Source organism: Sphaerotilus hippei (assembly GCF_003201595.1).
Classification (GTDB): domain Bacteria; phylum Pseudomonadota; class Gammaproteobacteria; order Burkholderiales; family Burkholderiaceae_C; genus Sphaerotilus; species Sphaerotilus hippei.
The window spans coordinates 12700-37604 of the sequence record NZ_QJJS01000007.1; the positions used below are offsets into that span (position 1 = coordinate 12700).

The following is a 24905-nucleotide window of genomic DNA, read 5'->3' on the forward strand; positions in this document are numbered from 1 at the left end:
GATCCGGGGCGCGCTTACCCGCAGGGTGGCGAGACCTGCCGCAGGCGAGGAACGCGCAAGGCGAGTCGGCGCACCGCGGGGGCGGTCGTGGTCGATGGCAAGATCACCGGCCCGATGTGCTGCCGCGCGATCGCCCGGATCGCCACCCCGAACGATGACTGCTGAACATGCTCCCGTCCCCCCGCCTGCCGCTGCTGCGCGCGGCCCGCTCGCCGGCCTGAAGGTGCTCGAGCTCGGCCAGCTCATCGCCGGTCCGTTTGCCGGCAAGACGCTGGGCGACTTCGGTGCCGACGTGATCAAGATCGAACCGCCGGGCGGCGGTGATCCGCTGCGCCAGTGGCGCCTGCTGCACGAGGGCACCAGCGTGTGGTGGCAGGTGCAGAGCCGCAACAAGCGCAGCGTGGTGCTGGACCTGCGCACCGAGGCCGGCCGGGCCGACGTGCGGGCGCTGGCGGCCGAGTGCGACGTGCTGATCGAGAACTTCAAGCCCGGCACGATGGAGAAGTGGGGCCTGGGCCCCGAGGTGCTGGGCGCCGACAACCCGGGGCTGATCCTGCTGCGCATCAGCGGTTACGGCCAGACCGGGCCGTGCCGCGACCTGCCCGGTTTTGCGGTGGTGGCCGAGGCGATGGGCGGCCTGCGCCACCTGATGGGCGAGCCCGGCCGCGCGCCGGTGCGTGCGGGCGTGAGCCTGGGCGACACGCTGGCGGCGCTGCATGGCGTGATCGGCGTGCTGCTGGCGCTGCAGGCGCGCGCGGCCAGCGTCTCGCCCGAGGCCCCCCGGGGGCGCGGCCAGGTGGTCGACGTCGCGCTCTACGAGGCGGTGTTCAACTGCATGGAGAGCCTGCTGCCCGAGTTCAGCGCCTTCGGCACGGTGCGCGAGCCGGCCGGCTCGGCCCTGCCGGGCATCGCGCCCAGCAACGTCTACCGCTGCGCCGACGGGCAGGCGGTGATCGGTGGCAACGGCGACTCGATCTACCGCCGCCTGATGGCGGCGATCGGCCGGCCCGACCTGGCCGAGGCGCCCGACCTGGCCAGCAACGCCGGCCGCGTGGCGCGCATCGACGAGATCGACGCGGCCATCACCGCCTGGACGGTGCAGCGTCCGGTCGACGAGGTGGTGGCCGTGCTGCAGGCGGTGAGCGTGCCGGCCGGGCGCATCTACACCGTGCGCGACATCGCCGCCGATCCGCACTACCGCGCGCGGCAGATGATCGAGCGCATCGTCACCGCCGACGGGCTGGCGCTGGACGTGCCGGGCATCGTGCCCCGGCTCAGCGCCACGCCCGGCTCGATCCGCACCGTGGCCCCGACGCTGGGCCAGCACACGGACGAGGTGCTGCGACATCGGCCCCGCTGAGCGGGCCGCGACAGCACCGAGAATGCCGCCATGCCGAAAGACCACACCTTGATGGAAGACTCCAACCGCAGCGGCAACCCGAGCTGGGCGGACCTGGCTGCGCAGATCGATCCGACCCGGCGCCGCTGGCTGCAGGGCGGGCTGGCCTGCCTGGCCGCGGGGCTGATCGCGCCGCTCGCGCTGGCGGCCGGCAGCCGCGAGACCGGCGCCGCGGGCCGCCACCCGTGGTCGGCCGTCGGCCGCCGCCTCGGCTTCACGCCGCTGTCGATGGCCGGCCCGATGCCGGCGCTGCTCGTGCCGCCGGGCTACACCGCCCGGGTGATCTACCGCTGGGGCGACCCGGTGGGCGTGCCCGGCCGCATGCCGGCCTTCAAGGCGGACGCCTCCAACAGCGCGGCCGAGCAGGCGCTGCAGGCGGGCATGCACCACGACGGCATGGCCTACTTCCCGCTGGCGGGTTCGGCCCGGCACGGCCTGCTGGCGATGAACCACGAATACACCGACGAAGGCCTGCTGCATCCGGACGGACGCAGCACCTGGACGGCCGCCAAGGTGGCCAAGTCGATGGCCGCGCATGGCGTGTCCATCGTCGAGGTGGCCGCGGCCACCGGCCGCCAGGCGCCGGCCTGGGCGGTGGTGCGGCCCTCGCGCCTGGCCCGCCGCATCACCGCGAGCACGCCGATGCAGGTGGCCGGTCCGGCCGCCGGCCACCGCCTGCTGCGCACCGCCGCCGACCCGGCCGGCACGCGGGTGCTGGGCACCTTCGGCAACTGCGCCAGCGGCGCGACCCCCTGGGGCACCTACCTGACCTGCGAGGAGAACTTCCAGTTCTACTTCGAGCCGCCGGAGCAGCCCGACGCCGACCAGCAGCGCTGGGGCCTGAAAAAAGGCGGCAACTGGATGCGCTGGCACGAGCACGAGGAGCGTTTCGACCTGCGGCGCCACCCCAACGAGTTCCACCGCTTCGGCTGGGTGGTCGAGATCGACCCGGCCGATCCGGACGCGATGCCGGTCAAGCGCACCGCGCTGGGCCGGGCGGTGCACGAGGGGGCGGCCAGCGCGCTGACCCGCGACGGCCGGGTCGCGATCTTCATGGGCGAGGACGCCCGCTTCGAGTACATCTACAAGTTCGTCAGCCGTGACGCGGTGCGCCCGGGCGGCCTGGCCGCCAACCGCGAGCTGCTCGACCACGGCACGCTGTACGTCGCCCGCTTCGACGCCGACGGCACCGGTCGCTGGCTGCCGCTGGTGCACGGTCAGGGCCCGCTGACCGTGGCCAACGGCTTCGCCGACCAGGGCGAGGTGGTGATCAAGACCCGCCAGGCCAGCGACCTGCTGGGCGCGACGAAGATGGATCGCCCGGAGTGGACCTCGATCGACCCGCTCAACGGCGAGGTCTACGTCACGCTGACCAACAACAGCGCCCGGGGCCAGGCCGGTCTGCCGGGGGCGGACGCCGCCCATCCGCGCGCGCCCAACCTGATGGGCCACATCCTGCGCTGGCGCCATGGCGCGGACCTGGCCGCCGAGCGTTTCGACTGGGACTTGTTCGTGCTGGCGGGGGATGCGCAGTCGCCGCAGCCGCTGGCCCGCGGCAACGTGCAGGGGGACGCCTTCGGCAGCCCCGACGGACTGCTGATCGACCCGCGCGGCGTGATGTGGATCTGCACCGACGGCGGCGGGCCCGGCCACGAGCAGCTGCCCCGCAACCAGCTGCTGGCCTGCGACCCGACCCTCGAGGGCGGGCCGCGGATCCGCCGCTTCCTGATCGGGCCCAACGGCTGCGAGGTCACCGGTCCGGTGATGGCGCCCGACTGCCGCACGCTGTTCGTCAACCTCCAGCATCCGGGCGAGACCGACGACGAGCACAGCCTGCCGGGCGTCACCTTCGGCGGCGCGTGGCCCGAGCCGGGCGTGCGGCCGCGCTCGGCCACCGTCGCGATCACGAAGGACGATGGTGGGATCATCGGGCTGTGATGCCTGCCGACCCCCGCCCCCCCGTCGCGCCCGCCTCCGGCGGCCAGTTCGCGCTGCTGCGCCAGCGCCGTTTCGCGCCGTACTTCTGGACCCAGTTCCTCGGCGCGGCCAACGACAACCTGCACAAGTTCGCGGTCACCGTGCTGGTGACCTACCAGCTGCAGGTGAGCTGGCTGCCCCCGGCCATGGCCGGGCTGGTGATCGGCGCGGTGTTCATCCTGCCCTTCGTGCTGCTGTCGGCCACCGCCGGGCAGCTGGCCGACCGCCTCGACAAGGCGCGCATCATGCGGGCGGTCAAGGTGCTGGAGATCGCCATCATGGCGCTGGCGGCCGTGGCCCTGGTCGGCCTGCAGGGGGATCTGAAGGCCGGGGTGCTGCTGGCCTGCGTCGGGCTGATGGGGGTGCATTCCACGCTGTTCGGCCCGGTCAAGTTCGCCTACCTGCCCCAGCACCTGCAGCCCGGCGAGCTCACCGGCGGAAACGGCATGGTCGAGATGGGCACCTTCGTGGCCATCCTGATGGGCAACCTGGCAGGCGGGCTGCTGGTGTCGGTGCCCCGGCATGGCAGCGAGCTGGTGGCCGCGGCCTGCCTGCTGCTGGCGCTGCTGGGCTGGCAGGCCGCCCGCCGCGTGCCCGACTCGCCGCCGGCCGCCGCCGGCCTGCGCATGAACTGGAACCCCGCCGGCGAGACCTGGCGCAACCTGCAGCTCGCCCGCACCGATCCGGTGGTGTTCCGCTCGCTGCTGGGCATCTCGTGGATGTGGTTCTTCGGCGCGGTCTTCCTGAGCCAGTTCCCGGCCTTCGCCAAGGAGGTGCTGCACGGCGACGAGCGGGTGGCCTCGCTGCTGCTGGTGGTGTTCTCCCTCGGCGTGGGCACCGGAGCGCTGCTGTGCGAGCGCTGCTCGCGCGGGCAGATCGAGATCGGCCTGGTGCCGCTGGGGGCGCTGGGCATGAGCCTGTTCGCCGTCGACCTGCACTTCGCCGTGCAGGCGCTGCCGTCGCCGGAGGGCGGCCTGAGCGGCCTGATCGGCGTTGGCGACTTCGTCGCCAGCCCGGCGCGCTGGCGGGTCATGGTCGACCTGGCGCTGCTGGCGCTGTCGGCCGGTGTCTACAGCGTGCCGATGTATGCGCTGGTGCAGTCGCGCTCGCCGGCCAGTCACCGGGCCCGCATCATCGCGGCCAACAACATCCTCAACGCGCTGTTCATGATCGTCAGCTCGCTGGCCGCCGGCGCGATGCTGTCGCGTGGTGCCGGCATCACCCAGGTCTTCCTGGCGACCGGGCTGCTCAACCTGCTGGTCAGCGGCGCGGTGTTCGTGTCGGTGCCGGCGTACGGTCAGCGCTGCCGGGCCTGGCTGCTGCACCGCTGAGCCCGGGCGGCGGGGGCGCGGCGACGATGCGCTCGATGTCCGAGCGGCCCAGGCCCAGGTCGAGCAGCTCGCGGTCGTCCATGGCCTCGAGCGTGCGGCGATCGGCGCGTCGGCGCCGACCGCCGCTCCAGGCCAGGCGCAGCGCCAGCCAGGCGGCTCTCAGGTGACGCGCGCTGCGGCGCAGCGCCCGGCGGGTTTCGGAGAGAGGGGCGGGAGCGGGGAGCGTGTGGAACATGGCGACCTCCTTGGGAACGCCATGGTCAAGGCGGCCGCTGATTTTGAAAAGTTGAATGATCTGAGCTGTACATTCAGGATTCCTGATGAGCCGAGGGGCCGGATCCGATGCGTGAACTGAACCTGGACCAGCTGCGCACGCTGGTGACGATCGCCGATCTCGGCACCTTCGCCGCGGCGGCCCGGGCGCTGCACCTGGCGCCCCCCACGGTCAGCCTGCACATCGGCGAGCTGGAGTCCCGGCTCGGGGCGAGCCTGCTCGAGCGCGGTTCGCGGGGCGTGCGGCTCACCGCCCCGGGGGGTGTGCTGGTCGAGCGGGGCCGCCAGCTGCTCAAGGAGGCCGATGCCACGCTCGAGCAGGTGCGCCGCGTGGCCGAGGGGCGGGCGGGCAAGGTGCGCCTGGGCACGTCCACCGGCGTGCTGGTGCACCTGCTGCCGCAGGTCCTGGAGCGGCTGGCGCGGGCGGTGGCGGACGTGGAGGTCGACGTCGTCATCCTCGGGTCGGGCGAGACCATGGCCCGGCTGCAGGCGCGCACGCTCGACCTGGGCATCGTCGCGCTGCCGCAGGCGGGCAGCCCGGGCCTGGACGTGCAACCCTGGCGCAGCGACCCGATGATGGCCTTCCTGCCGCCCCGCTGGACCGACGTGCCCGCGAGCGTCACCCCGGCCTGGCTGGCCGATCGGCCGCTGGTGGCCAACGACGCGAGCACGCTGATGCACCGCCTGACCGCCGGCTGGTTCGGCGAGGCCGGCCTGCAGCCGCGCGCGCGCATCGAGCTCAACTACACCGAGGCGATGAAGAGCCTGGTGGCCGCCGGTTATGGCGCGGCGGTGCTGCCCATGGAATGGCTCGACGAGGTGCCGGCCGACGTGGCGCGGCTGCAGATGCGTCCGCTCGACCCGCCGCTGACCCGCCACCTCGGCCTGGCCCATCGCCCCCGGGCGCTGCTGGATGCGGCCACCGCCGAGGTGCTGAGGGTGCTGCTCGACTTCACGCCAGCGGCCGTCGGGGCGGGTGCGGGCTCAGCGTGACGGCCGCGGCCCGGCGGTGCGGGCGTCGACGATCGCCTCCTTGTGCCGGAAGGCCTGGGCGACCTGCTCGCGCAGGCGATCGTCGTCCCAGGGTTTGGTCAGGAAGCGGAACACCGAACCCTCGTTGACCGCGTCGATGATCGACTGCAGGTCGGTGTAGCCCGACAGGATCATGCGCACGGTGTCCGGATACAGCGTCCTGGCCTGGCGCAGGAACTCGATGCCGCTCATGCCCGGCATGCGCTGGTCGGAGATGATCACGTCGATGTCCGACGCCGCCAGCAGGCGCAGCGCCTGCTCGCCATCGCGGGCCGTCAGCACGTGGTAGCGCTCACGCCGGAACAGCCGCTGCAGCGCCGCGAGCATGTGGGGCTCGTCGTCGACCAGCAGCAGCGTGCGCGAGCGGTCCCTGCGGCGGGTGAGGTGGACGGGCAGCTGCCGGCCCGCGCGCAGCAGCTCGGCCATGGCATCGGCCGCCAGCGGGCGGCTGAACCAGTAGCCCTGCATCTGGTCGCAGCCGCTGGCGACCAGCATGTTCAGCTGGTCCTCGGTCTCCACCCCTTCGGCCAGCACGCGGATCTGCAGCCCGTGCGCCAGGTGGATGATGGAGCGGGTGACGGAGGCACTCTCGGGCGCCGCGGTGACGTCGCTGACGAAGGCCCGGTCCACCTTGAGCACGTCGATGGGCAGGCTGCGCAGCAGGCTGAGGCTGGAGTAGCCGGTGCCGAAGTCGTCCAGCGAGATCTCGATGCCTCGCTGCTGCAGGGTCCTCAGGGTGGCCGCGACCCGTTCGCTGTCCTGCACCAGCGCGCTTTCGGTGATCTCCACGCCGATCGAGGCCGGCAGGGCCCCGGTGGCCTGCAGGGCCTGGTCGAGGCTGGCCGCGACGTCGCCCAGCTGGAACTGCACGGGCGAGATGTTGATGCCGATGCGCAGCGGCGGCAGCCCGGCCTCGCGCCAGCGCACCGACTGCGCGCAGACCTCGTGCATGACCCACAGGCCGATGGTCGCGATCAGGCCGGTGCGTTCGGCCACCGGGATGAACTCGACCGGGGACACCACGCCCAGTTCCGGCGAATGCCAGCGCAGCAGCGCCTCGGTGCCGATGACCGCGCCGCTGCCCAGGCACACCTGCGGCTGGTAGGCCAGCGAGAGCTCGCCGCGCGACAGCGCCTGGCGCAGCGCGGCGTCGAGCTGCAGTTCGCGCAGCGCCTGCGTGTTGGAGGCCGGCTTGAAGAAGCAGATGCCGTCGCTGGGTGGTGCGCCCAGGCGCGCGGTCTGGGCCGCCTCGAGCACCTGGGTCGCGCCGCGGCCGTCCTCGGGGAAACGGGCGATGCCGATGCGGCACAGCGGGAAGACCTCCGAGTCCCCCAGCCGGACCGGCTGCTGCAGCGCGGCCTGCAGCGCCAGCCCGCGCTGCAGGGTGCAGGCGCGGTCCTGCTCGCTGGCGTGCCGGATCAGCAGCGCGAACTCGCTGCCCCCCAGCCGCGCCACCTGTTCGTGCTCCGCGCACAGGCTGCCGAGCCGGGCCGCGATCGACATGGCCAGCGTGTCGCCGGCGCCGAAGCCCATGGTGCTGACCAGCCGGGAGATGCGAGGCACCTCGATCGACATCAGGCTGAAGGCCAGGCCGTCCCAGCGCGAGGCGACGATCGCGGTCTCGATCTGCTGGAGCAGGTGGGTGCGGTTGGCCAGCCCGGTGATCTCGTCGAAGTTGGCCAGTTCCTGGATGCGCTGCTCGGCCTCGCGCCGGGCGGTGACGTCCTGCAGGATCGCGATGCCGCGGTGGGCGAGGTGGTGTTCGGCCGGCGCCGTCAGCAGCCCGCGGTGCAGCACCATCAACCGCCTGCCGTCGCTGCAGGTCACGCTGTGCACCAGCTCGAAGGGCTCGCCCGGACTGGCGTGGCGCCAGATGCCGGCCACGAGCTCACGCTCCTCGGCCGGGATCCAGGGCGCCTGCGCCAGCGTTCCCGGACGGCCGTCGTCGGGGCCGAGGCCGACCAGGGCGCGCAGGCCGTCCGACAGCGCGATCTCGCCGTCCGGCCAGTGCAGCTCGAAGGAGCCGGAGCCGCACAGCGCCTCGCTCTCGGCCAGCATGCCGGCGCTCCATTTCACCCGCCGCAGCGCGTCCTTCAGCTCGGTCACGTCGGTCAGCGTGACCAGGTTGACGTTCTTGCCCTCGAGGCACAGCAGCTGACCGCAGACCCGGCCGTCGAACACGCTGCCGTCGCGGCGCAGGCAGCGCACCTCGTAGGGCCGCCCGGCCTCGCCGGCCAGGCGGCGCTGCAGCTGCTCGGCCACGCGCGGGCGATCCTCCGGGGCGATCAGCTCGGTGAAACGGCGCCCGATCAGGCCGGTGAGCTCGTGCCCGAACAGGGCCATGGCGGCCGGGTTGGCGTAACGGATGCCGGTGCCATCGACGACCAGCAGCCCGGTGCGGGCCGCGGCCAGCAGCCGCTGCGCCGTGTGGTCCGACAGGATCGGTGCGGCACCGGAGCGGTCGAGCATCTCATTCATGGTCAGGTCCGGCTTCCGGCCAGTCGGGCAGGGCGGGTGGGCCGCCCCCGGCGCCCGAGGGCCCGGCGATCGGCACCCAGACCCGGAACGAGCTGCCCACCCCGGGCGTCGAGCGCACCTGGATGGCCCCGCCGTGCTTCTGCACGATGGAGAACGACAGCGACAGGCCCAGCCCCGTGCCCTTGCCGACGTCCTTGGTGGTGTAGAAGGGCTCGAAGATGCGGCGTCGCACCTCCTCGCTCATGCCGCAGCCGTCGTCGTCGACCTGGATCCAGACCCAGTCGCCCCCGGTCCCTGACGACAGGGTCAGCGTGCCCTGCCCGGCGATGGCCTGGGAGGCGTTGACGATGAGGTTCATGAACACCTGGTTGAGCTGGCCGGCCAGGCACCTCACCGCCGGCAGCGGGCTCAGCCGCAGCAGCACCTCGGCCTTGTACTTGACCTCGTGGCGCACCACGTTGAGGGTCGACTGCAGCCCGGCATTGAGGTCGGCCTCCTGCCAGTCCGGCTGGTCGACGCGGGAGAAGTCCTTCAGGTCCTGGACGATCTTCTTGACCCGGCCCAGTCCGTCGGTGCATTCGTCGAGCAGCTGCGGCAGGTCCTCCTTCAGGTAGTCGAGCTCGACACGTTCGCGGGTCGTGGCCAGGTGCGCGGCCGCTTCGGCATCGGCCGGCGACGCGTCGACCCGGGCATGGGCATCGACCAGCGACAGCAGCTCGCCCGTGTACTGGCGCAGCGTGTTCAGGTTCGAGCTGACGAAGCCCACCGGGTTGTTGATCTCGTGGGCGACCCCGGCCGCGAGCTGGCCGATCGAGGCCATCTTGTCGGACTGCAGCAGCTGGTTCTGCGCTTCCTCGAGCTTGCGGTTGGTGTCCTGCAGCTGCTCGAAGCGGGTGCGCAGCTCGTCTTCGGCCGCGCGCATCTCGGTGCGGTCCTGCAGCATCCACCAGGCGCCGGCGGCGGTGTTCCGGTGGTCCGAGACGTAGGCGCTCAGCTGGATCCAGACCGGCTGGCCGTCACGGCGGCGCATCCACATCTCGTGGTGCAGCGGCAGCCCCCGGGACAGCAGCGGGTGGGCGATGCGGCCCAGGGCCGCGTAGTCGTCGGGCGACAGGTAGAAGTCGGCGGCCGACATGCCCACGGCCGAACCCCCGTCCAGCCCGAAGATCAGGTCCACCTTGCGGTTGCTGCGCAGCACCTTGCCGCGGCTGGTGTAGAGCACGCCGATGGGCGCGTTGCTGATGAAGGTCTCCAGCTCCCGTGCACTGGCGGCGAGCGCCGCCGAGCGTTCCTCGACGCGCTGCTCCAGCTGGTTGCGGTGCCGGGTCAGCTCCTCCTCGGCCCAGCGGCGCTGGCTGACGTCCTGCAGCGTCTCGATCGCGCCGATCACCTGCCCGTCGTCGTCGCGCAGCGGCGCGGCGGTGAAGTAGAGCCAGCGCCCGCCCGGGCCGAAGTGGGTGAAGAAGCCCTCGGCTTCGTAGGCCCCGGCGATCAGCGACGACGGACGCGCCTTGCCCTGGTAGAGCGCCAGCAGTTCGGTCTCGTCGATGCCGCTGATGATCAGGTCGGCCAGCAGCGGGCGGCAGTCGGCGTAGAAGGCCTTCCAGGCGTCGGTCGAGCCGATCATCTCGTGGGCGGTCCGGCCGGTCAGTCGCTCGCAGGCGAAGTTCCAGTGGGTCACGCGGCGCTGCGCATCGAGCACGAACGAGGCCACCGGGGCACCGTCGACGATCTGGCGCAGCAGGCCGCTCATGGCCTGCAGGCTGTTCTGCACATGGTGCACGTCGCTGTGGTCGATGCAGGTGACCAGCACGGTCGGCGTGCCGTCGTGCTGCACCCGGCGCAGCGTCAGCTCGACCTGGCGCACGTCCCCGTCGTGGACCTGCAGCCGGGCGGCATGGGCCGGGGGCGATCCGCTGCCGGCGAGGCAGTCCTCGATCGCGCGCTGCAGGGCCTGGCGGTCTTCGGTGACGACCAGCGACAGCGAGGATCGGCCCGCCAGCGTGGCCGCATCGTGGCCGATCAGCCGGTGCAGGGCGGTGTTGGCCTGGATCGCCAGGTCGCCGCCGCGGTGCAGCCAGACCGGCACGGCCATCGCGTCCAGCAGCGGCTGCAGGCCCGGATCGTGGGCGGGGGCTGTGGCCGGGGGGCTCATGTCGTGCTTCCTTGGTGGGCCGGCGTGCGCACGGCCATCGGGACGGCGATCGAATCGCTGCGGATCTTCAGCGTCAGGCGGCCGCCCAGGCGGTTGGCGAACTCGCCGACCAGCCGCACGATGCGTTCGTCGAAGACATGCCCGGCGGTCAGCAGGATCGCGCCCTGGCTGGTGAGCAGGTCCTGCGCCAGCACCATGCCGGGCTGCAGTTCCCGGGCCTCGATGTCGGCGGCCGAGCGGTCGTCGTCCGTGCGGCGCTCGGCGAGCACGTCGGCCAGCGCCTGGACCACGCGGCGGTCGTAGTGGGTGTCGATGCCCCCGCGCAGCGCCTGCAGCGCCATGTCGCCGGTGCAGCGCCGCTCGGCCAGGTTGCCGCTGATCAGCCCGTCGTAGTCGCTGACCACGGTGACGATCCGCGCCCCCAGCGTGATCTCCAGGCCGGACAGTCCGTCCGGAAAACCGAGGCCGTCCAGGCGTTCGTGGTGCTGCCGGATGATGCGGGCGGCGCCCTGCAGCCGCGCCAGCGGCATCAGCGCGGCCTCGCCGTCCTGCGGGTGGCGCCGGTAGCGCGACAGCTCCTCGGGGCCGTAGGTCGACACCGGCTTGCCCAGCATCCGGTCGGGGAAGCCGATCTTGCCGATGTCGTGCAGCAGCGCGGCCAGGTAGATGTCCTGCAGCGTCTGCGCGTCCAGGTCGAGGCGCTGGCCGATCGCCCGGCTCAGCGCGGCCACCCGTCGGGAGTGGCCGGCGATGCCGTCCTGGCGCATTTCCATCAGCCCCGAGAACACGGTCAGCGCCAGCGTGAAGTTGCTGTCGAGGTCGGCGAACGAGCGGGTCAGCATCGCGTTGACCTGCTCCAGCTCGGCCGTGCGTGCGGCCACCCGGCCCTCCAGCGTCTGGTTCAGCGCCTTGAGCTGGTCGTTCTGGGCCTGCGTCAGCGCGACCAGTTCCGCGTTGTGCCGCTCCAGCGCGCGGCGGCTCAGCGCCTCCCGCACGACCAGCAGCATGTCCTGGTCGTCCCACGGCTTGGAAATGTAGCGGTGGATCTCGCCGCGGTTGATCGCCGCGACCGTCGAGCTGATGTCGGCGTAACCCGTCAGCAGGATGCGCACGATGCCCGGGTCGTGCAGCCGCACGGCCTCGAGGAAGCGGGCGCCGTCCATCACCGGCATGCGCATGTCGGAGATCACGAGATCGACCGTGTGCTGGCCGAGCAGCTCCAGCCCCTCGGGGCCGCCGGTGGCCTGCAGGATCCGGTAGCCGTGCGGCCGGAACAGCCGCCGCAGGGCGCTGAGCACCGACGGCTCGTCATCGACCAGCAGCACGGTGGGCGCGTCGGCCACGGGAGGGGGCGGTCCGGACGGGGCGGTTTCGGTCATTCGGGGGTCTGGCGTTCGGACGAAGGTGTCAGAACGATTTCGGCAGGCCCGCTGCACAGTTGAGCCTGCCGTCCTCCCGGCGGGTCAGTGCGGCCGCTGCAGCGCCTCGGCCAGGGTCGCCGCCGTCGGGCGCTGCAGCGGTACCGGGTGCAGGCAGCGGGTGGCCAGCGCTTCCAGTGCCGCGGCGCGCGGGTCGCCGGGCACGGCGTCCAGGTGCTGCACCAGTTCACCTAACAGCAGGCCCAGCGCGCGCACCTCCATGGCCTGCAGCGTGCGTGCCAGCACGCTGCCGTCGGGGCGGTGGAAGGTGGCGGCACCGAAGTCGCCCAGCAGCGCCGCGCCGCTGTCCGCGCGCCACAGGATGTTGTGGGCGTACAGGTCGCCGTGCACCAGGCCTCGCGCGTGCAGGTGGGCCGCCGCCGAGGCGATGTCACCGGCCAGCCGGAGGGCCCGATCCACGTCGAGGCGCCAGGCCGGGTCGTAGACGTCGCGGGTGCAGCTGTGCAGGCTGGGCGGCCCGGCCAGGTTGCGCCAGACCGGATCGATCAGGCCGAGCACCAGCCCGTCGACGCCGTCCGGATGGGCGTCCAGGCGGCCGTGCACCGGAATCAGCGCCGGGTGGCAGCCCGCGGCGGTGCAGGCGTCCATCTCGCAGCGCGGCAGGCCGTCGCTGGTCATCGTGCCCTTGAACAGCTTGACGGCCACGTCCTCGGTGCCGGCGTCGGCACCTTGCCAGCAGGCCCGGTGGATCACGCCGGAAGCGCCTTCGCCCAGCCGTTCGCCCAGCGCCAGGTCGGACCAGGCGATGCCGGGGGCCTGCCGGCCCGCGACGGCTTCGGCCTCGATCGCATCGGCGAAGGGGTTGCCGGCGCAGGCCAGCCAGGTCAGCCGCGGCAGGTCCAGCAGCAGCTCGGGCAGGGCCTCGAAGCGGTTGGCCGACAGGCGCAGCAGCTCCAGCCCGTGGCAGCCCGACAGCGTGCGCGGCAGCGTGTCCAGCCGGTTGCCGGCCAGCATCAGCTTGTGCAGCCCGGGCCGGCGGCCCAGCTCGTCGGGCAGCGACTCGAGCTGGTTGTCCGTCAGGATCAGCCAGCGCAGCCGGGGCGGCAGCGCGGTGGCGGCGACCCGCCGGATCCGGCAGGCCTTGAAGCCCACCACCTCCAGCGACGCGCAGCGCCCGAGCACCTCGGGCAGCTCGGTGAAGGGGTTGTCCGAGCAGAACAGCACCCGCAGCCGGTGCAGCCGCGGCAGCGCCTCGGGCAGTGCGTCGAGCGCATTGCCGCTGAGGTTGAGCACCTCGAGCGTGTCGGCCAGCCCGAAGACCTCGGGTGGCAGCGTGCTCAGCCCCGCGTGGTCCAGGTCCAGCCGCACCGCGCCGGCCAGCGCCCCGCGGCGCAGGCGTTCCAGCGTGTCCTGCGGCGTGCGGGCCGCGTCAGACACCACGCGCCCGGTCGGCCTTGAACTGCTGCACGAAGGCGCCGAACGTGCCGGCGTCCAGCGCCGCCCGGACCTCCTTCATCAGGTTCAGGTAGTAGTGCAGGTTGTGGATGCTGGTCAGCATCGGGCCGAGCATCTCGCCGCAGCGGTCGAGGTGGTGCAGGTAGGCCCGGCTGAAGTTCTGGCAGGTGTGGCAGCCGCAGGTCTCGTCGAGCGGACGCTCGTCGGACTTGTGGCGCGCATTGCGGATCTTCAGGTCGCCGTAGCGGGTGAAGAGGTGGCCGTTGCGTGCGTTGCGCGTGGGCATGACGCAGTCGAACATGTCGACCCCGCAGGCCACGCCCTCGACCAGATCCTCGGGCGTGCCCACGCCCATCAGGTAGCGGGGCTTGTGCGCGGGCAGGCGGTGCGGCGTGTGCGCCATGATCTGCAGCATCAGATCCTTGGGCTCACCCACCGACACGCCGCCGATGGCGTAGCCCGGCAGGTCCAGCTCGACCAGCGCGTCCAGCGACTCCTGGCGCAGCGACTCGAACATGCCACCCTGCACGATGCCGAACAGCGCGTTGGGGTTCTCCAGCCGCTCGAACTCGGCCTGGCTGCGCCGGGCCCAGCGCAGGCTCAGCTCCATCGACACCCGGGCCTCCGCCTCGGTCGTGATGTGGCCGCTGCCCTTGACGCCCTGCCAGTAGGGCGTGCATTCGTCGAACTGCATGACGATGTCGGAATTGAGCACCGTCTGGATCTGCACGCTGGTCTCGGGCGTCAGGAACAGCTTGTCGCCGTTGACGGGCGACGCGAAGCGCACGCCTTCTTCGCTGATCTTGCGCATCTCGCCCAGGCTCCAGACCTGGAAGCCGCCCGAGTCGGTCAGGATGGGCTTGTGCCAGTTCTCGAAGCGGTGCAGGCCGCCGAACTGGGCCATCACGTCCAGGCCCGGGCGCATCCACAGGTGGAAGGTGTTGCCCAGGATGATCTGCGCGCCCATCGCCTCGAGGTCGCGGGGCATCACGCCCTTGACCGTCCCGTAGGTGCCCACGGGCATGAAGATGGGGGTTTCCACGATGCCGTGGTTGAGGGTCAGTCGTCCGCGGCGCGCATGGCCGTCGGTGCCCAGGAGGTCGAACTTCAGCATGCCCCGATTGTCGCCTGCCGGCTGGGTCGGCGACCGCCCGGCGGCGTGTCCGTGCTCAGTTGTGCTGGGAGATCGTGCCGACCGGCTCGGCGTGGCGCTGGCAGGCGTCGTCGAAGACCTCGCGCGCGCAGTCGTGGCAGCAGCCGCAGCAGGAGGCGGCCCGGGTCATGTCCTTGAGCACCTCGAAGTCCCGCACGCCGTGGGTCTTCACGGCGTGGTGGATGTCGCGGTCGCTGACGCGGTTGCAGAGGCAGACGATCATGGGGAACCTGCGCGGTAGTGGGGGAGGGCCGGAACGCGGGTTCAGCATAAACGAAATGCGAATACTTCTCAAATACCACGACAAAAAAAGGGCCTCGGCCCTCGGGGGAATCCTGGGGCCGGCGCGGCCGGCCCGGACTCAGGAGTTGCTGCCGTCGCCCATCTGGCTCTGCAGCCAGTTCTGCTCGCCGACCTGGGCCACCAGGCCGATCTCGGTCTCCAGATGGTCGATGTGCTCCTCGGTGTCGTCGAGGATCTGCAGCAGGATGTCGCGCGAGACATAGTCGCGCACGCTCTCGCAGTGGGCGATGGCTTCCTTGAGCAGCGGGTGCGAGGCCATCTCGATCTTCAGGTCGCAGTGCAGCGTCTCGACCGGGGTCTCGCCGATGTAGAGCTTGCCCAGGTCCTGCAGATTGGGCAGGCCCTCGATCATCAGCACCCGCTCGATCAGCTTGTCGGCGTGCTTCATCTCCTCGATCGACTCTTCGTACTCGTGCTTGGCCAGCTTCTTCAGGCCCCAGTTCTTCAGCATGCGCGCGTGCAGGAAGTACTGGTTGATGGCGGTGAGTTCGTTCTTGAGTTGTGCGTTCAGGTACTCGATGACCTTGGCGTCGCCTTGCATGGGGGTGCTCCTGCGGATGATCTGTAAGCCCCCATTGTCCATGGGAAGCCTGTTTCCGGACGTCCATCCTCGAGCGCCCCCGCGGGCCCGGTCTGAGTACGAATGATTGTCGTCCCCGCCCGGGGCCGGGCGCGCTCAGCGCCAGCGGATCCAGTGGTTGTCCGGGCTGAAGGGCAGCGCGTCCGCGGCGGCCAGCGTCGGTCCTGGCGAATCCGGGACCTCGGCCGGGCGGCGCAGCCCGCCCTGGCGCACGCCCACCAGCAGGCCGGCGTCGCTGTAGCTGAGCGCGCAGGCCTCGGGCAGCTGCAGCTCGCCGTCGGGCTGGCCGGCGTGGTCCCAGAAGGCCACCCGGTGCGCCCGCGGGCTGCTCACCGCGAAGCCGCGTGGCGTGGCGCAGATGTCGCCGCCGTAGCCGGCCATCGCCCGCGGGGCCTGCGGGCAGCTCAGGCGGTCCTGCGCCACGTCGAGCAGGGCCAGCACCGGGGCGTCGGGGCGCCGCGAGGCCTGCGGATGTTCGGCCTGCAGCGCCACCCCCAGCGTGCGGCTGCCCGCGTGCCAGGCGAGGTGGCGCAGGCTCAGCCACGGGTCGTCGAGCGTCCAGTGCCCCAGCGGCTGGCCGCTGCGCAGGTCCAGCCGCACGATGCTGGAGTCCAGCGTGGCGTCGGCCACCCGGGCGCGGCCGGTCTCGGGCTGCGAGGCCACGCCGCCGTTGGCCACCCACACGCTGCGACCCTCTTCGGCCACCAGCAGCTGGTGCGGGTCACGCCCGCCGGTGGCCCAGCGCTGCAGCGGCTCCAGCGTGTCCAGGCGCCGCAGCACGAGCCGGCCCTGGTCGAGCTCGGTGTCGGTCTCGCTGGTCAGCAGCTGCCGTCCGCCGGGCAGCAGCACGGCATGGCCGTTGAACGTGCTGCCGGCGTCGTTCCAGACCAGCTGTTCGTGGCGGCGATCCGGATGCCAGCGCAGCAGCCAGTCGCCCGGGCGGCGGGCGATCGTGAGCAGGCTGCCATCGGGCAGCGCGGTCAGCCCGTGTGACCGGGTGGGCACGGCCACGCTGGCCTCCACCCGCCAGCGGCCGTCCGCGGCCCGGGCCAGCAGGCCGACCTGATGGCCGGAGGGGCCGTTCCAGGCGGCTGCCCAGCGCGGCTCGCCACGGCGTCCGGGCGTCGCGGCGACCAGGCCGCAGCCCAGTCCCAGCCCCAGTCCGGCACCGGCCGACAGGGCCGCGCGCAGCCAGCGGCGGCGGCCCGCGTCAGTCGCCGTCATTGTCGGAAAAGCCGATGCGCACCTTGGCGCCGGTGGCCACTTCGTTCTCGATCAGCGACTTCAGCCGGGCCAGCGACAGGGTGGCCTGGCGCAGCCGGTCGGGCCGGTCCCGGGGCGTCAGGCCCTGCATCAGGCGGTCGGTCTGGTCCACCAGGGCATCGAGGCGGTCGGCGACCTGCAGCAGGCCGATGCTGCGCAGGTACAGGCCCAGCGGCACCCGGTCCTGTCCGGGCTCGGGCCACACGGACGGCGTCAGGCAGAGCTCGCGCAACGTCTGCCAGGCGGCGGCCCAGGCCTGGGCGGTCTGGCCGCTGCGCTGCCGCGGGTAGGGCTGCTTCGTGGGCGAGGCGGCCCGCAGCGGGTGTTCGATGTCGCGCCAGCGCAGCCCTTCGACCGCACCGAGCAGCTGGTTGATGAACTCGGCCATGCCGGCGATCACCGTGTCCTCGTCGAGCTCGGCGTCCAGGCGGGCCTGCCAGGCCGCTTCGATCGCGCGGGCTTCACGCGCCAGGTCCCGGGCCACCGAGGCCAGGTAGTGGAACAGCGCGGGCTCCCGCGGGAACTCGTCCGCCGACGACCACAGCAGGTGCTCCAGCGCCGGCAGGCCCTTGGCCGGGCTGCCGATGCGCTCCATCGCCGGCTCGTCCAGCGGGCCGGCCGCGGCCTGGGCGACGGCCCGGCCGATCAGCTCGGGGCGGGTGGGCTGGAAGTCCAGCGCCCGCAGCGAACGCCGCTCGATCAGCGGGCCGGTGGCCACGCTGGCCAGCCGCAGCCAGGCCGGCAGCGTGCGTGTCCAGGCATAGCGCCCGGCCCGCAGCAGGTGCTCGCCGGCTTCACCCGCCGTGGCCTGGGCCGGCGTCAGCGCCGTCGCCAGCGCCTCGGCCTCGCGCCGGAAGTCGCCGGCGGCCGGCACGCAGACGAACTGCCACAGGCAGCGGACAAAACCGTCGGCGCCGTACAGCGGGGTCACCAGGTCCCGGCTGGCGGCGCCGGCCAGCCGGGGCAGCGCCAGGGCCAGCGTGGCCCCCAGCAGGGTGCGGGTGGCACGTCGGCGCGAGGGCAGGTGCACGATCGGGGGCAGGTTCACAGCGACTCCACAAAACGGACCAGCGCGGCGCGCTCGGACCGGTTCATCTTCAACACCCGCTGGCGGGCGGGCTCGGCTTCTCCGCCGTGCCACAGGATGGCTTCGAGCACCCCGTCGGCGCGGCCATCGTGCAGCAGCCGCCGGTGGCCGTTGACCTCGGGAATCAGGCCGATGCCCCACAGCGGCGGGGTCTTCCATTGCCGGCCATCGGCGGCGAAGTCGGGGCGGCCGTCCGCCAGCTGCGGGCCCATGTCGTGCAGCAGCAGGTCGGTGTAGGGCCAGATCCTCTGGCCGGCGACCTTCGGGCTGGTCAGCGCCGGGAACGGCCCGTCGCCAGTCACGTAGCTCGGCCGGTGGCAGCTGGCGCACTGCGCCTGGGCGAACAGGGCCTGGCCACGCAGCACCTGCGGGTCCCGGGCGTCGCGGCGGGCGGCCGGGGCCAGCGTGGCCTGGTAGAAGATCACCTGGGCCAGCGTGTCGTCGTCGATCTCCGGCGCGCCGGCGCGCGTCTGCGCGGCGGTCGAGCTGCCCTTGCCGCCGCCGTGGGGCGCCGCCAGGCAGTCCTGCTGCGACGGGGTGCAGGCCTCGTCCGGGAAACGGCTCGAGGTGATGCCGATGTCACCGAGGAAAGCGCCGGCCGTCTGGTGCGCCAGCGTCGCGACATTGGCCTTCCAGCCCAGCCGGCCGATGCGCATCTCGCCGGCGAAGGCGTCCCAGACGGTGTTGGGCCGGCCCTTGACCGAGCCTGGGGCGCTGGCCTGGTCGGCCGCGTTGCGCAGGATCTCGGCCTCCGGAATGGCCTCGAGCAGGCCGACCCCGGGCAGCTGCGGCGCGATGCGCGGACTCATCATCGCGCCCGCGGCCAGCGGGCCGTAGGCCAGGTCGGTCAGCGTGTAGACCGGCTGCTGCAGCGTGTAGCGGCTGCCGTCGGCAAAACGGCCGTGCAGGGCGCGCTGGCGGATCCGCACCCGGCCTTCGGGGCTCACCCCCTGGATGGCGGCGTTGTCCAGCTGGTCGCCGTAGACGGGATCGGGCATGACCCCGCCGTGCGGCCCCGTGCCCGGCACGGACAGCCGCACCAGCAGCGCCACCGGCGCCTCGTGATCGCCCTTGAGCGTGCGGCGCAGGTCGGGCGGCGCGCCGCGGCCGTCCTGCACATGGCAGCCCCCGCAGGAGCGGGCGATGAAGTGCGGCCCCAGGCCGTCGCGGGCGGTCGTCGAGGCCGGGGCCTCGACCCAGTTGCGCCGGAAGAAGGAGTTGCCGATCGCGAAGCGGGTGCGCTCCTCGTCCTCCAGGTTGGCGAAGGGGAAGGAGAAGGCGTTGCGCCCGTTGGCGGGCACGGTGGTGGCCCCGCCGGGCTTCTCGCCCAGCGCATCGTCCACCTCGCTGGCGCTCAACCAGTGCGAGCCCAGGCCGCCGAGCGCGAACACCGAGGCCAGGGACAGTGCCCGCAGCGCGGGCGACAGGGAGCGTGGACGCATCACCGACCTCAGGGCTGGACCAGCGTCAGCCGGGTGATGCCGATGGCGGCGGCCGAGTCGACCAGCAGCCTGGACTGCGCGACCAGGCTGTCGATGGTCTTGCGGATGCGCTGGCGGCCCGGCGCGTCCTTGCCGCCGATGACTTCACGGTCGAACGGCGCCTGGATGGCCTCGGCCGCGCTGACCGACGCGGCCAGCTGGGCGGTGGTGCGCTCGGCCAGCTCCGGCCGGGCGGCGGCCACCAGGTCACGCAGGCCCGGGCCCTCGAGCACGCTGCCGTCACGCTTCCTGTAGCGCCCCAGCCAGACGTTCTGCATGCCCAGCGCGTTGGTGACGATGTCGCGGTGGGTGTTGTCCGAGAAGCACGAGTGCTCGTCTTCCTGGTCCTGCGAGTTCAGCGCCACTTCCATGCGTTCGCCGGCCAGCTCGCCGCGCGACAGCGAGCCCAGCCCGACGATGATCTTGCGCACCGATTCCTTGCCGCCCTTCTCGAACTTCGCGCGGTAGTTGCGCTCGCCCGGCGCCCAGGCCTTGACCAGGAAGCCCAGGTCGTCGACCAGCAGTTCGGTGGCCACCGACAGGTACTGGCGCCGGCGGTCGGCGTTGGCGGCCTTGCCGTCGACGAAGTCCTCGAACGAGCGGTTGCCCGGGCCGGTCTCGCTCTGGTCCTGGCCCCACAGCAGGAACTCGATCGCGTGCCAGCCGGCGCTGATGTTCTCCTCGCCCCCCCGCTCGTTGAACTTGCTCAGGCTGGCCTTGGTGATCCTGAACTTGCCGTTGTGGATCAGCCCGGAGCTCGGTTTGCCCTTGACCGAATCGACATAGGACTCGTCCAGCGGCCAGGAATTCAGCCGGCCCTCCGGGCCCTTGTCGTCGTCGATCGGCCCGCCGTAGAAGCGGAAGGCCTCCGTCTGGCCATAGCTCTCCCGTGCCGACAGCCAGGCCTGGCGTGCGGCCTCCAGGGCGGCGGCCGACGGCGCGCCGGTCAGCGTCGCGATCGAGGCCTGCAGGGCCTGGCCCGCGGCCAGCGTGTCGGCGTAGCCGGCCTGCACGAGTTCGGCGTAGTGCGCCACCACGGCCGTCACGTCGGCCTGGGCTGGCGCCTGGGCCCGCATCGGAAGGGCGACCCCGGCGAGCAGCGCTCCGGCACCGAGTTGCAGAAAGTGGCGCTTGTTCATCATGGGGGCAGGACTCCGTGGAAACGAGGGATGGTCGATGATAAACAATGAACGAGAACAAATCGCATTCGCAAATTTATCGTGGCGACCTTGCGACATCGCGAATGAGATCAATTATCATTTGCTGATGCTGGATGTCGACCAACGATTGCGGGATCACGGACTGAAGGTCACGGCCCCTCGCGTGAGCGTGCTGGACGTGCTGCGCCAGGCCACCGGCCACCTGAACGCCGACGAGGTCCATGCCCGCCTGGGCATGGCCGGCCTCGAGATCGGTCGCGCGACCGTCTATCGCGTGCTGGCGCAGCTCGAGCAGGTGGGGCTGGTCCAGCGCAGCGTGCTGGAAGCGGGGCGCTCGGTGTTCGAGATCAGCCGCGGGCCGCGCCACGACCACCTGGTCTGCACCCGCTGCGCCCGGGTGATCGATTTCAGCGATGCGGAGATCGAGGCCCGGCGCATCGAGGCGGCCGGCTCGAAGGGCTTCGTGGTGGTCGACCACCGGCTCGTCCTGCTGGGCCATTGCGCCGCGTGCCGCGCCGTCACCGGATCGGTGTGAGTTCCTCCTGCCCTTTGCCCGGACGACGAATGCCGTCCGAACCCGACGAAAGATGTCTTTTTCCAGATCGCACATGTCCCCTGCAGCCGCTCCCGCCTCTCCGCTCCCGATGAGCGCTCCCGACCGCGAGGCCGATGGCGGAGGAGGCCCGGGCGTGCCGTCGCCCGTGCCCCGTCTGTCCAGCCGGGTGCTGCTGGCCGACGCCCGTGAAGTGGAGATCGAGCACCACGGCGCGATCTACCGCCTGCGTGTCACCGCACTGGGCAAGCTGATCCTGACGAAGTGATGCACCGGGCCCGACGGCCCGTCCTGTCCTGCACCAGCCAGCCCGGGGCCTCATGCCCCACCGCCAGCCCCGTGTCTTGCCTCTGCCTGAAGAAGGAGACTGTCCATGGGTCTGAATGTCCTGGGTGTGCGCGCCTGCGTGGCGGGTGCGGTGGCGCGGCGTCGCCCGCCTCTGCATGAGCTGGCGGCCGAGATGGGCCTCAGCGAAGGTGAGTTGATGGCCGCCCATGTCGGGGCCGGCCCCCGGCACCGGCCCTCGGCCGGCGTGCCGCTCCAGGCGGTGCGGCTGCGGCCACGCTGGCTCGGCCTGCTCGCCCGGCTGGAGTCGCTGGGCGAGTTGACGCTGTCGACGCGCAACGAGGCCGGCGAGCTGAGCGTGACGGCCTGCTGGCAGCCGGGGGACCTCGAGGGTGCCGATCTCGAGCTGCTCGGCTTCGACGGGCCGCTTCGTCACCGGCTGCACTGCACGACCCGTTCGTGGCATCAAGGTTATGCCACCGAAGAAGCGCACGCCTGCCGGGTGGTGCGTCGCCTGCAGTTCTTCGACGACCGCGGCGAGCGGCTGTGCAGCCTCACGCTGCCGGGCGACGGGGACGTCACCGCCTGGCTGGCGCTGGTCGCCCGCTGGGCCGATCCGGACCAGCGGCCGGGTGGCCTGCTGTCCGTGCGTCCCGCGAGCGTGGCCACGCGGGTCGTGTCGCCCGTGGTCGACGCGCTGGCCTGGCGGCGCACCTGGGCCAGCTCCCGTCACGAACAGGCGCTGCACGAGGCCGGCGTCGACCTGGGTCTGTCGGCCGAAGCCGCGCTGCAGCTGGTCGGCGCCCGTTATGCCCAGCCGGTGGACAGCGAGGCCTTGTCCGAGGTGCTCGCCGATGCCGCGTTGCAGGGCCTGTCGCTGGACGTGTCTACCGGCTGCGGATCGGCCTGGCTGACGGTCCGCAGCGAGGCCGCCGGCGTTCGGCTCGACGGCAGCTGCCGCTGTCCGCGCCTGCATGTGAGCGGTCCGGGCATGGACTGGCGGCTGTGCGAGTCGCCGCTGCACCGGGCATGGCTGGTGCGCCGGCCGTCGACCTACGGCCTGCGCACGTCGCTGGAACTCTTCGCGGCCAGCGGCCAGCGGCTGGCCCGCGTGGCGGCGCGGCACGAGACGCTGCGTGGTGATCCTTGTGCCTGGCGTCTGCTGCTGGAGCAGCGGTTCGGCAGCACCTTGCATTGAAAGGAAGACGACATGTGTCAATCCGATCGGCCGGGATTCCTGGCCCTGCTGCAATCCGGCGCCGAACCGGCGGACGAAGGTCCGCTGCCCGGTGTGGCTCAGAGAATGAGCCTTCGATCCGTGGATGGTGCCCAGGCGGGCGTGGCACCGGTGTCCGACGGCCCGACCGGCGGATCTTCGCGACGCCGGCGCCTGTGGGAGCTGCCCCGCAACGCGTTCTGCCCGGTGCTGGGCACCTGCATTCCCATCGATCAGTTGCGCCGCCTGGCCGACAAGGTGCTCGGCGGCCGGGTCCAGGCCGACGACTATGCGCTGCACAGCGGGGCGGTCGACGAGTGCAGCCGGCGCGGCGACCTGTCCGAGCGCTTCCAGCGTGACCTCGACCAGCGTTATGCGATCGAGCTGCAGCGGGCCCGCCAGATCCGCAGCACCGAGGCCCTGTCCGAGCACTGGGCCCGAGCCACCCGCGGCAGCGAAGTGGGGGCGGCCCTGTGGGTCACGCTCACGCACCCCCGCTGCGATGCCGCCCTCGAGGAGCGGGTGCTGCGTGACATCCACATGCTGCAGCACCAGATCGGCATCGGCACCCGGGCCGAGGCGCAGCACCTGCAGGACCTCGCGCACGAGAATGGCGTGCTCACCCGTGAACTGGCGGCTGCCCAGCAGCGCGTGACCCGCCTGCTGGCCGGCAAGACGGCACAGATCGAGCGCCAGCAGTCGGAGCTGGTGCGCCTGCGGGCGCAGCTCATCACCCGCGAGACGCTGGTGTCCTCCCTGCGCGACGAGCTGGCGCAGCTCGAGCAGCAGATTCCGTCGTTGCGCAGCCGGGTCGAGCTGGGGCGCCGTCTCGAGGCGCAGCAGGAGCGGGTCCACGACCTGGAGCGCCACCTGATGCGCAGCCAGCAGCGTGTCCACCAGCTGGAAGAGCGCCTCGAGCGCGAGGCCGTCGAGCCGCAGCCCCCCGCGGCGCAGGCTCAGCGGGTGATCCCGCTGGTGGCGGCGGTGGACCTGCGCGACAAGGCGGTGCTGTGCGTCGGTGGCAAGGCGGCGATCGTGCCGGTCTATCGCCGGCTGGTCGAGACCAGCGGTGCCCGCTTCATGCACCACGACGGTGGCGAGGAGGACAACGCGGCCCAGCTCGAGTGCCACCTGGCCTCGGCCGACCTGGTGATCTGCCAGGCCGGCTGCATCAGCCACGGTGCCTACTGGCGGGTCAAGGACCACTGCAAGCGCACCGGCAAGCGCTGCGTCTTCGTCGACCGGCCCAGCGCCTCGGGGCTGGCACGCGGCCTGGAGACCCTGAGCGGCGGACTCGCGACGGCACCGGCCTGCGACGACTGACGGGTCGGTGCCGGCCTTGACCGTGATGGCGGTCCGTGCAGGTCCTCGGTTCAGCCCCGGTCCGGCTGTCCCGGCCTGGGCAGCCGGTCACGGCAGGTCTGCACGGCGGCCTCGATGGCGCGCAGCGCCAGCGGGTCGTGCACGCCCAGCAGCTCGCGCAGGGGATGGCGGGGGTGCAGGAAGCAGCGTGCGTGTTCCAGACAGGTGCTGCGCCAGTGCCAGGGCAGGGCAGTGTCGTGTGCCGTCTGCAGCAGGGTCTGCAGCATGCGCAGCTGCATCGAGACCTGCGTCGCCGGGTTCGCGGCCGAGGCCTCGTGGCCCCATTGCAGGTAGCGGCAGACGACGGACGCGTCGCGGGTGTCGAGGCCGCAGCGCACGTACATCCGCAGCAGCTCGCCGTCGCCGTTCCGGCGTGATTCGATGGATGGGCTCATGGCGTGATCCAGTCCGGGCTCGGGGTTCACGGGTGCCGCACCGGCACCACCAGCCACACCAGCGTGATCACGCCGAGCACGATCGACCAGTCGAGGATGGCCTTGGTGCGGTGCGAGGTGGACGGTGCGGTCCGGCGAGTGCCGGATCGGGCGAAGGGTCCGTGGACCATGGGCAGCTCCCTGGTGGATGGGGTGCGTGCTGGCGTCGGGCTGGCGCAAGGGTGGTGGGGCGAAGGTCGTGCGGCCGGTGGTGATGTTCATCGTCCGGTACGGCGGCGGTGCGTCCGGCCGTGCGTCCGTGCGTCGGCGCCGAGCTGCAGCGAGGCGTCGCGCGCCGCGCGGGCGATGGTGTTCAGCCGGCCGCGCGGCCCGACCGGCGCAGGGGCGGGCTCGCAGCCGCAGTCGCAGCGTGACTGCATCGCCCGGCGTGCCCGTCGGGCCTTCAGTGATTCGTGTTGCAGGGGCGAGGTGTCGGGCATGACGTCAGGGGGGGCATGGTGGAGGGGAGAGGAGGGCATGTGACCTCGAGGCGAGACTTCATTGTAATGAGAATCATTCGCATTGTTTGGGGAATTGGACCGCAAGGTG

21 protein-coding genes and 1 pseudogene are annotated in these 24905 nt (G+C 72.1%); 8 read left to right on the forward strand and 14 right to left on the reverse strand.

All coding sequences use genetic code 11. The features are described from left to right. Positions 1 to 154: 154 nt before the first annotated feature. The 3 genes and pseudogenes from C7444_RS09075 to C7444_RS09085 all read left to right on the forward strand — a co-directional run. On the forward strand, positions 155 to 1360 hold the full coding sequence (locus C7444_RS09075; RefSeq protein WP_110400538.1) for a CaiB/BaiF CoA transferase family protein: 1206 nt from the start codon (positions 155 to 157) through the stop codon (positions 1358 to 1360). A gap of 30 nt (positions 1361 to 1390) precedes the next feature. Continuing rightward, positions 1391 to 3337, forward strand: coding sequence for a PhoX family protein (locus C7444_RS09080; RefSeq protein WP_110400539.1), 1947 nt, complete (start codon positions 1391 to 1393; stop codon positions 3335 to 3337). Continuing rightward, positions 3337 to 4704, forward strand: a pseudogene (locus tag C7444_RS09085) (MFS transporter); the annotation flags it as partial. The gene C7444_RS09080 and the pseudogene C7444_RS09085, both read left to right, overlap by 1 nt. Here C7444_RS09085 and C7444_RS09090 read toward each other — a convergent pair. Then, on the reverse strand, positions 4637 to 4942 hold the full coding sequence (locus C7444_RS09090; protein ID WP_110400541.1) for a YjiS-like domain-containing protein: 306 nt from the start codon (positions 4940 to 4942) through the stop codon (positions 4637 to 4639). The pseudogene C7444_RS09085 and the gene C7444_RS09090 overlap by 68 nt on opposite strands. A 107-nt stretch (positions 4943 to 5049) precedes the next feature. On the opposite strand from C7444_RS09090, the gene C7444_RS09095 reads away from it, so the two are divergent. After that, positions 5050 to 5973: a LysR family transcriptional regulator gene (locus tag C7444_RS09095; RefSeq protein WP_110400542.1), complete on the forward strand. Its 924-nt coding sequence runs from the start codon at positions 5050 to 5052 to the stop codon at positions 5971 to 5973. On the opposite strand, the gene C7444_RS09100 is transcribed toward C7444_RS09095, so the two are convergent. The 11 genes from C7444_RS09100 to C7444_RS09150 form a co-directional block, all read right to left on the reverse strand. Beyond that, the gene (locus C7444_RS09100) at positions 5965 to 8490 is read right to left on the reverse strand and encodes an EAL domain-containing protein (protein ID WP_110400543.1); all 2526 of its coding nucleotides are present in this window, start codon (positions 8488 to 8490) and stop codon (positions 5965 to 5967) included. The two genes, C7444_RS09095 and C7444_RS09100, sit on opposite strands and share 9 nt — an antisense overlap. Further along, complete coding sequence (locus C7444_RS09105) at positions 8483 to 10645, reverse strand: PAS domain-containing sensor histidine kinase (protein ID WP_110400544.1); 2163 nt, start codon at positions 10643 to 10645, stop codon at positions 8483 to 8485. Before C7444_RS09105 ends, C7444_RS09100 begins: the two co-directional genes overlap by 8 nt. Beyond that, a complete protein-coding gene (gene nosR, locus C7444_RS09110; RefSeq protein WP_110400545.1) occupies positions 10642 to 12024 on the reverse strand; it encodes a response regulator c-di-GMP phosphodiesterase, NosR family in 1383 nt (460 codons plus the stop codon). Before nosR ends, C7444_RS09105 begins: the two co-directional genes overlap by 4 nt. 84 nt (positions 12025 to 12108) lie before the next feature. After that, on the reverse strand, positions 12109 to 13464 hold the full coding sequence (locus C7444_RS09115) for a leucine-rich repeat-containing protein kinase family protein (protein WP_245909479.1): 1356 nt from the start codon (positions 13462 to 13464) through the stop codon (positions 12109 to 12111). Next, positions 13454 to 14593 carry a tRNA guanosine(34) transglycosylase Tgt gene (gene tgt, locus C7444_RS09120; protein ID WP_110400546.1) on the reverse strand — a complete coding sequence of 380 codons (1140 nt, stop codon included), beginning with the start codon at positions 14591 to 14593 and terminating at the stop codon, positions 13454 to 13456. The genes C7444_RS09115 and tgt overlap by 11 nt, the downstream gene beginning before the upstream one ends. A 55-nt stretch (positions 14594 to 14648) precedes the next feature. Continuing rightward, positions 14649 to 14855, reverse strand: a complete 207-nt coding sequence (locus tag C7444_RS09125) for a (2Fe-2S)-binding protein (RefSeq protein WP_110400547.1) — start codon at positions 14853 to 14855, stop codon at positions 14649 to 14651. Positions 14856 to 14993: 138 nt separating this feature from the next. Continuing rightward, positions 14994 to 15476 (reverse strand): bacterioferritin, encoded by a 483-nt coding sequence (gene bfr, locus C7444_RS09130; protein ID WP_110400548.1) that lies wholly within the window; start codon positions 15474 to 15476, stop codon positions 14994 to 14996. 135 nt (positions 15477 to 15611) lie between these two features. Continuing rightward, positions 15612 to 16739: a DUF1513 domain-containing protein gene (locus tag C7444_RS09135; RefSeq protein ID WP_110400549.1), complete on the reverse strand. Its 1128-nt coding sequence runs from the start codon at positions 16737 to 16739 to the stop codon at positions 15612 to 15614. Then, a complete protein-coding gene (locus tag C7444_RS09140) occupies positions 16726 to 17826 on the reverse strand; it encodes an imelysin family protein (protein ID WP_110400550.1) in 1101 nt (366 codons plus the stop codon). The genes C7444_RS09135 and C7444_RS09140 overlap by 14 nt, the downstream gene beginning before the upstream one ends. After that, positions 17823 to 19307: a di-heme oxidoreductase family protein gene (locus C7444_RS09145; RefSeq protein WP_110400551.1), complete on the reverse strand. Its 1485-nt coding sequence runs from the start codon at positions 19305 to 19307 to the stop codon at positions 17823 to 17825. The genes C7444_RS09140 and C7444_RS09145 overlap by 4 nt, the downstream gene beginning before the upstream one ends. 8 nt (positions 19308 to 19315) lie before the next feature. Continuing rightward, complete coding sequence (locus C7444_RS09150; protein ID WP_110400694.1) at positions 19316 to 20485, reverse strand: imelysin family protein; 1170 nt, start codon at positions 20483 to 20485, stop codon at positions 19316 to 19318. Positions 20486 to 20612: 127 nt separating this feature from the next. Between C7444_RS09150 and C7444_RS09155 the strand changes: the two genes are divergently transcribed. From C7444_RS09155 to C7444_RS09170, 4 genes are all read left to right on the forward strand, one after another. Beyond that, entirely contained in the window at positions 20613 to 21041 is a 429-nt protein-coding gene (locus C7444_RS09155; protein ID WP_110400695.1) for a Fur family transcriptional regulator, read from the forward strand. 109 nt (positions 21042 to 21150) lie between these two features. Next, positions 21151 to 21327, forward strand: a complete 177-nt coding sequence (gene hemP, locus C7444_RS09160; protein WP_110400552.1) for a hemin uptake protein HemP — start codon at positions 21151 to 21153, stop codon at positions 21325 to 21327. A gap of 105 nt (positions 21328 to 21432) precedes the next feature. Then, a complete protein-coding gene (locus tag C7444_RS09165; RefSeq protein ID WP_110400553.1) occupies positions 21433 to 22542 on the forward strand; it encodes a ChuX/HutX family heme-like substrate-binding protein in 1110 nt (369 codons plus the stop codon). A 105-nt stretch (positions 22543 to 22647) separates the two neighbouring features. Beyond that, positions 22648 to 23883 (forward strand): DUF2325 domain-containing protein, encoded by a 1236-nt coding sequence (locus C7444_RS09170; RefSeq protein ID WP_146219367.1) that lies wholly within the window; start codon positions 22648 to 22650, stop codon positions 23881 to 23883. 50 nt (positions 23884 to 23933) lie between these two features. Here the strand turns inward: C7444_RS09170 and C7444_RS09175 are convergent, their stop codons facing one another. After that, positions 23934 to 24317 (reverse strand): hypothetical protein, encoded by a 384-nt coding sequence (locus C7444_RS09175; protein WP_110400555.1) that lies wholly within the window; start codon positions 24315 to 24317, stop codon positions 23934 to 23936. Positions 24318 to 24343: 26 nt separating this feature from the next. Continuing rightward, the gene (locus C7444_RS20225) at positions 24344 to 24487 is read right to left on the reverse strand and encodes a hypothetical protein (RefSeq protein WP_170130691.1); all 144 of its coding nucleotides are present in this window, start codon (positions 24485 to 24487) and stop codon (positions 24344 to 24346) included. Between the last annotated feature and the right edge of the window lie 418 nt (positions 24488 to 24905).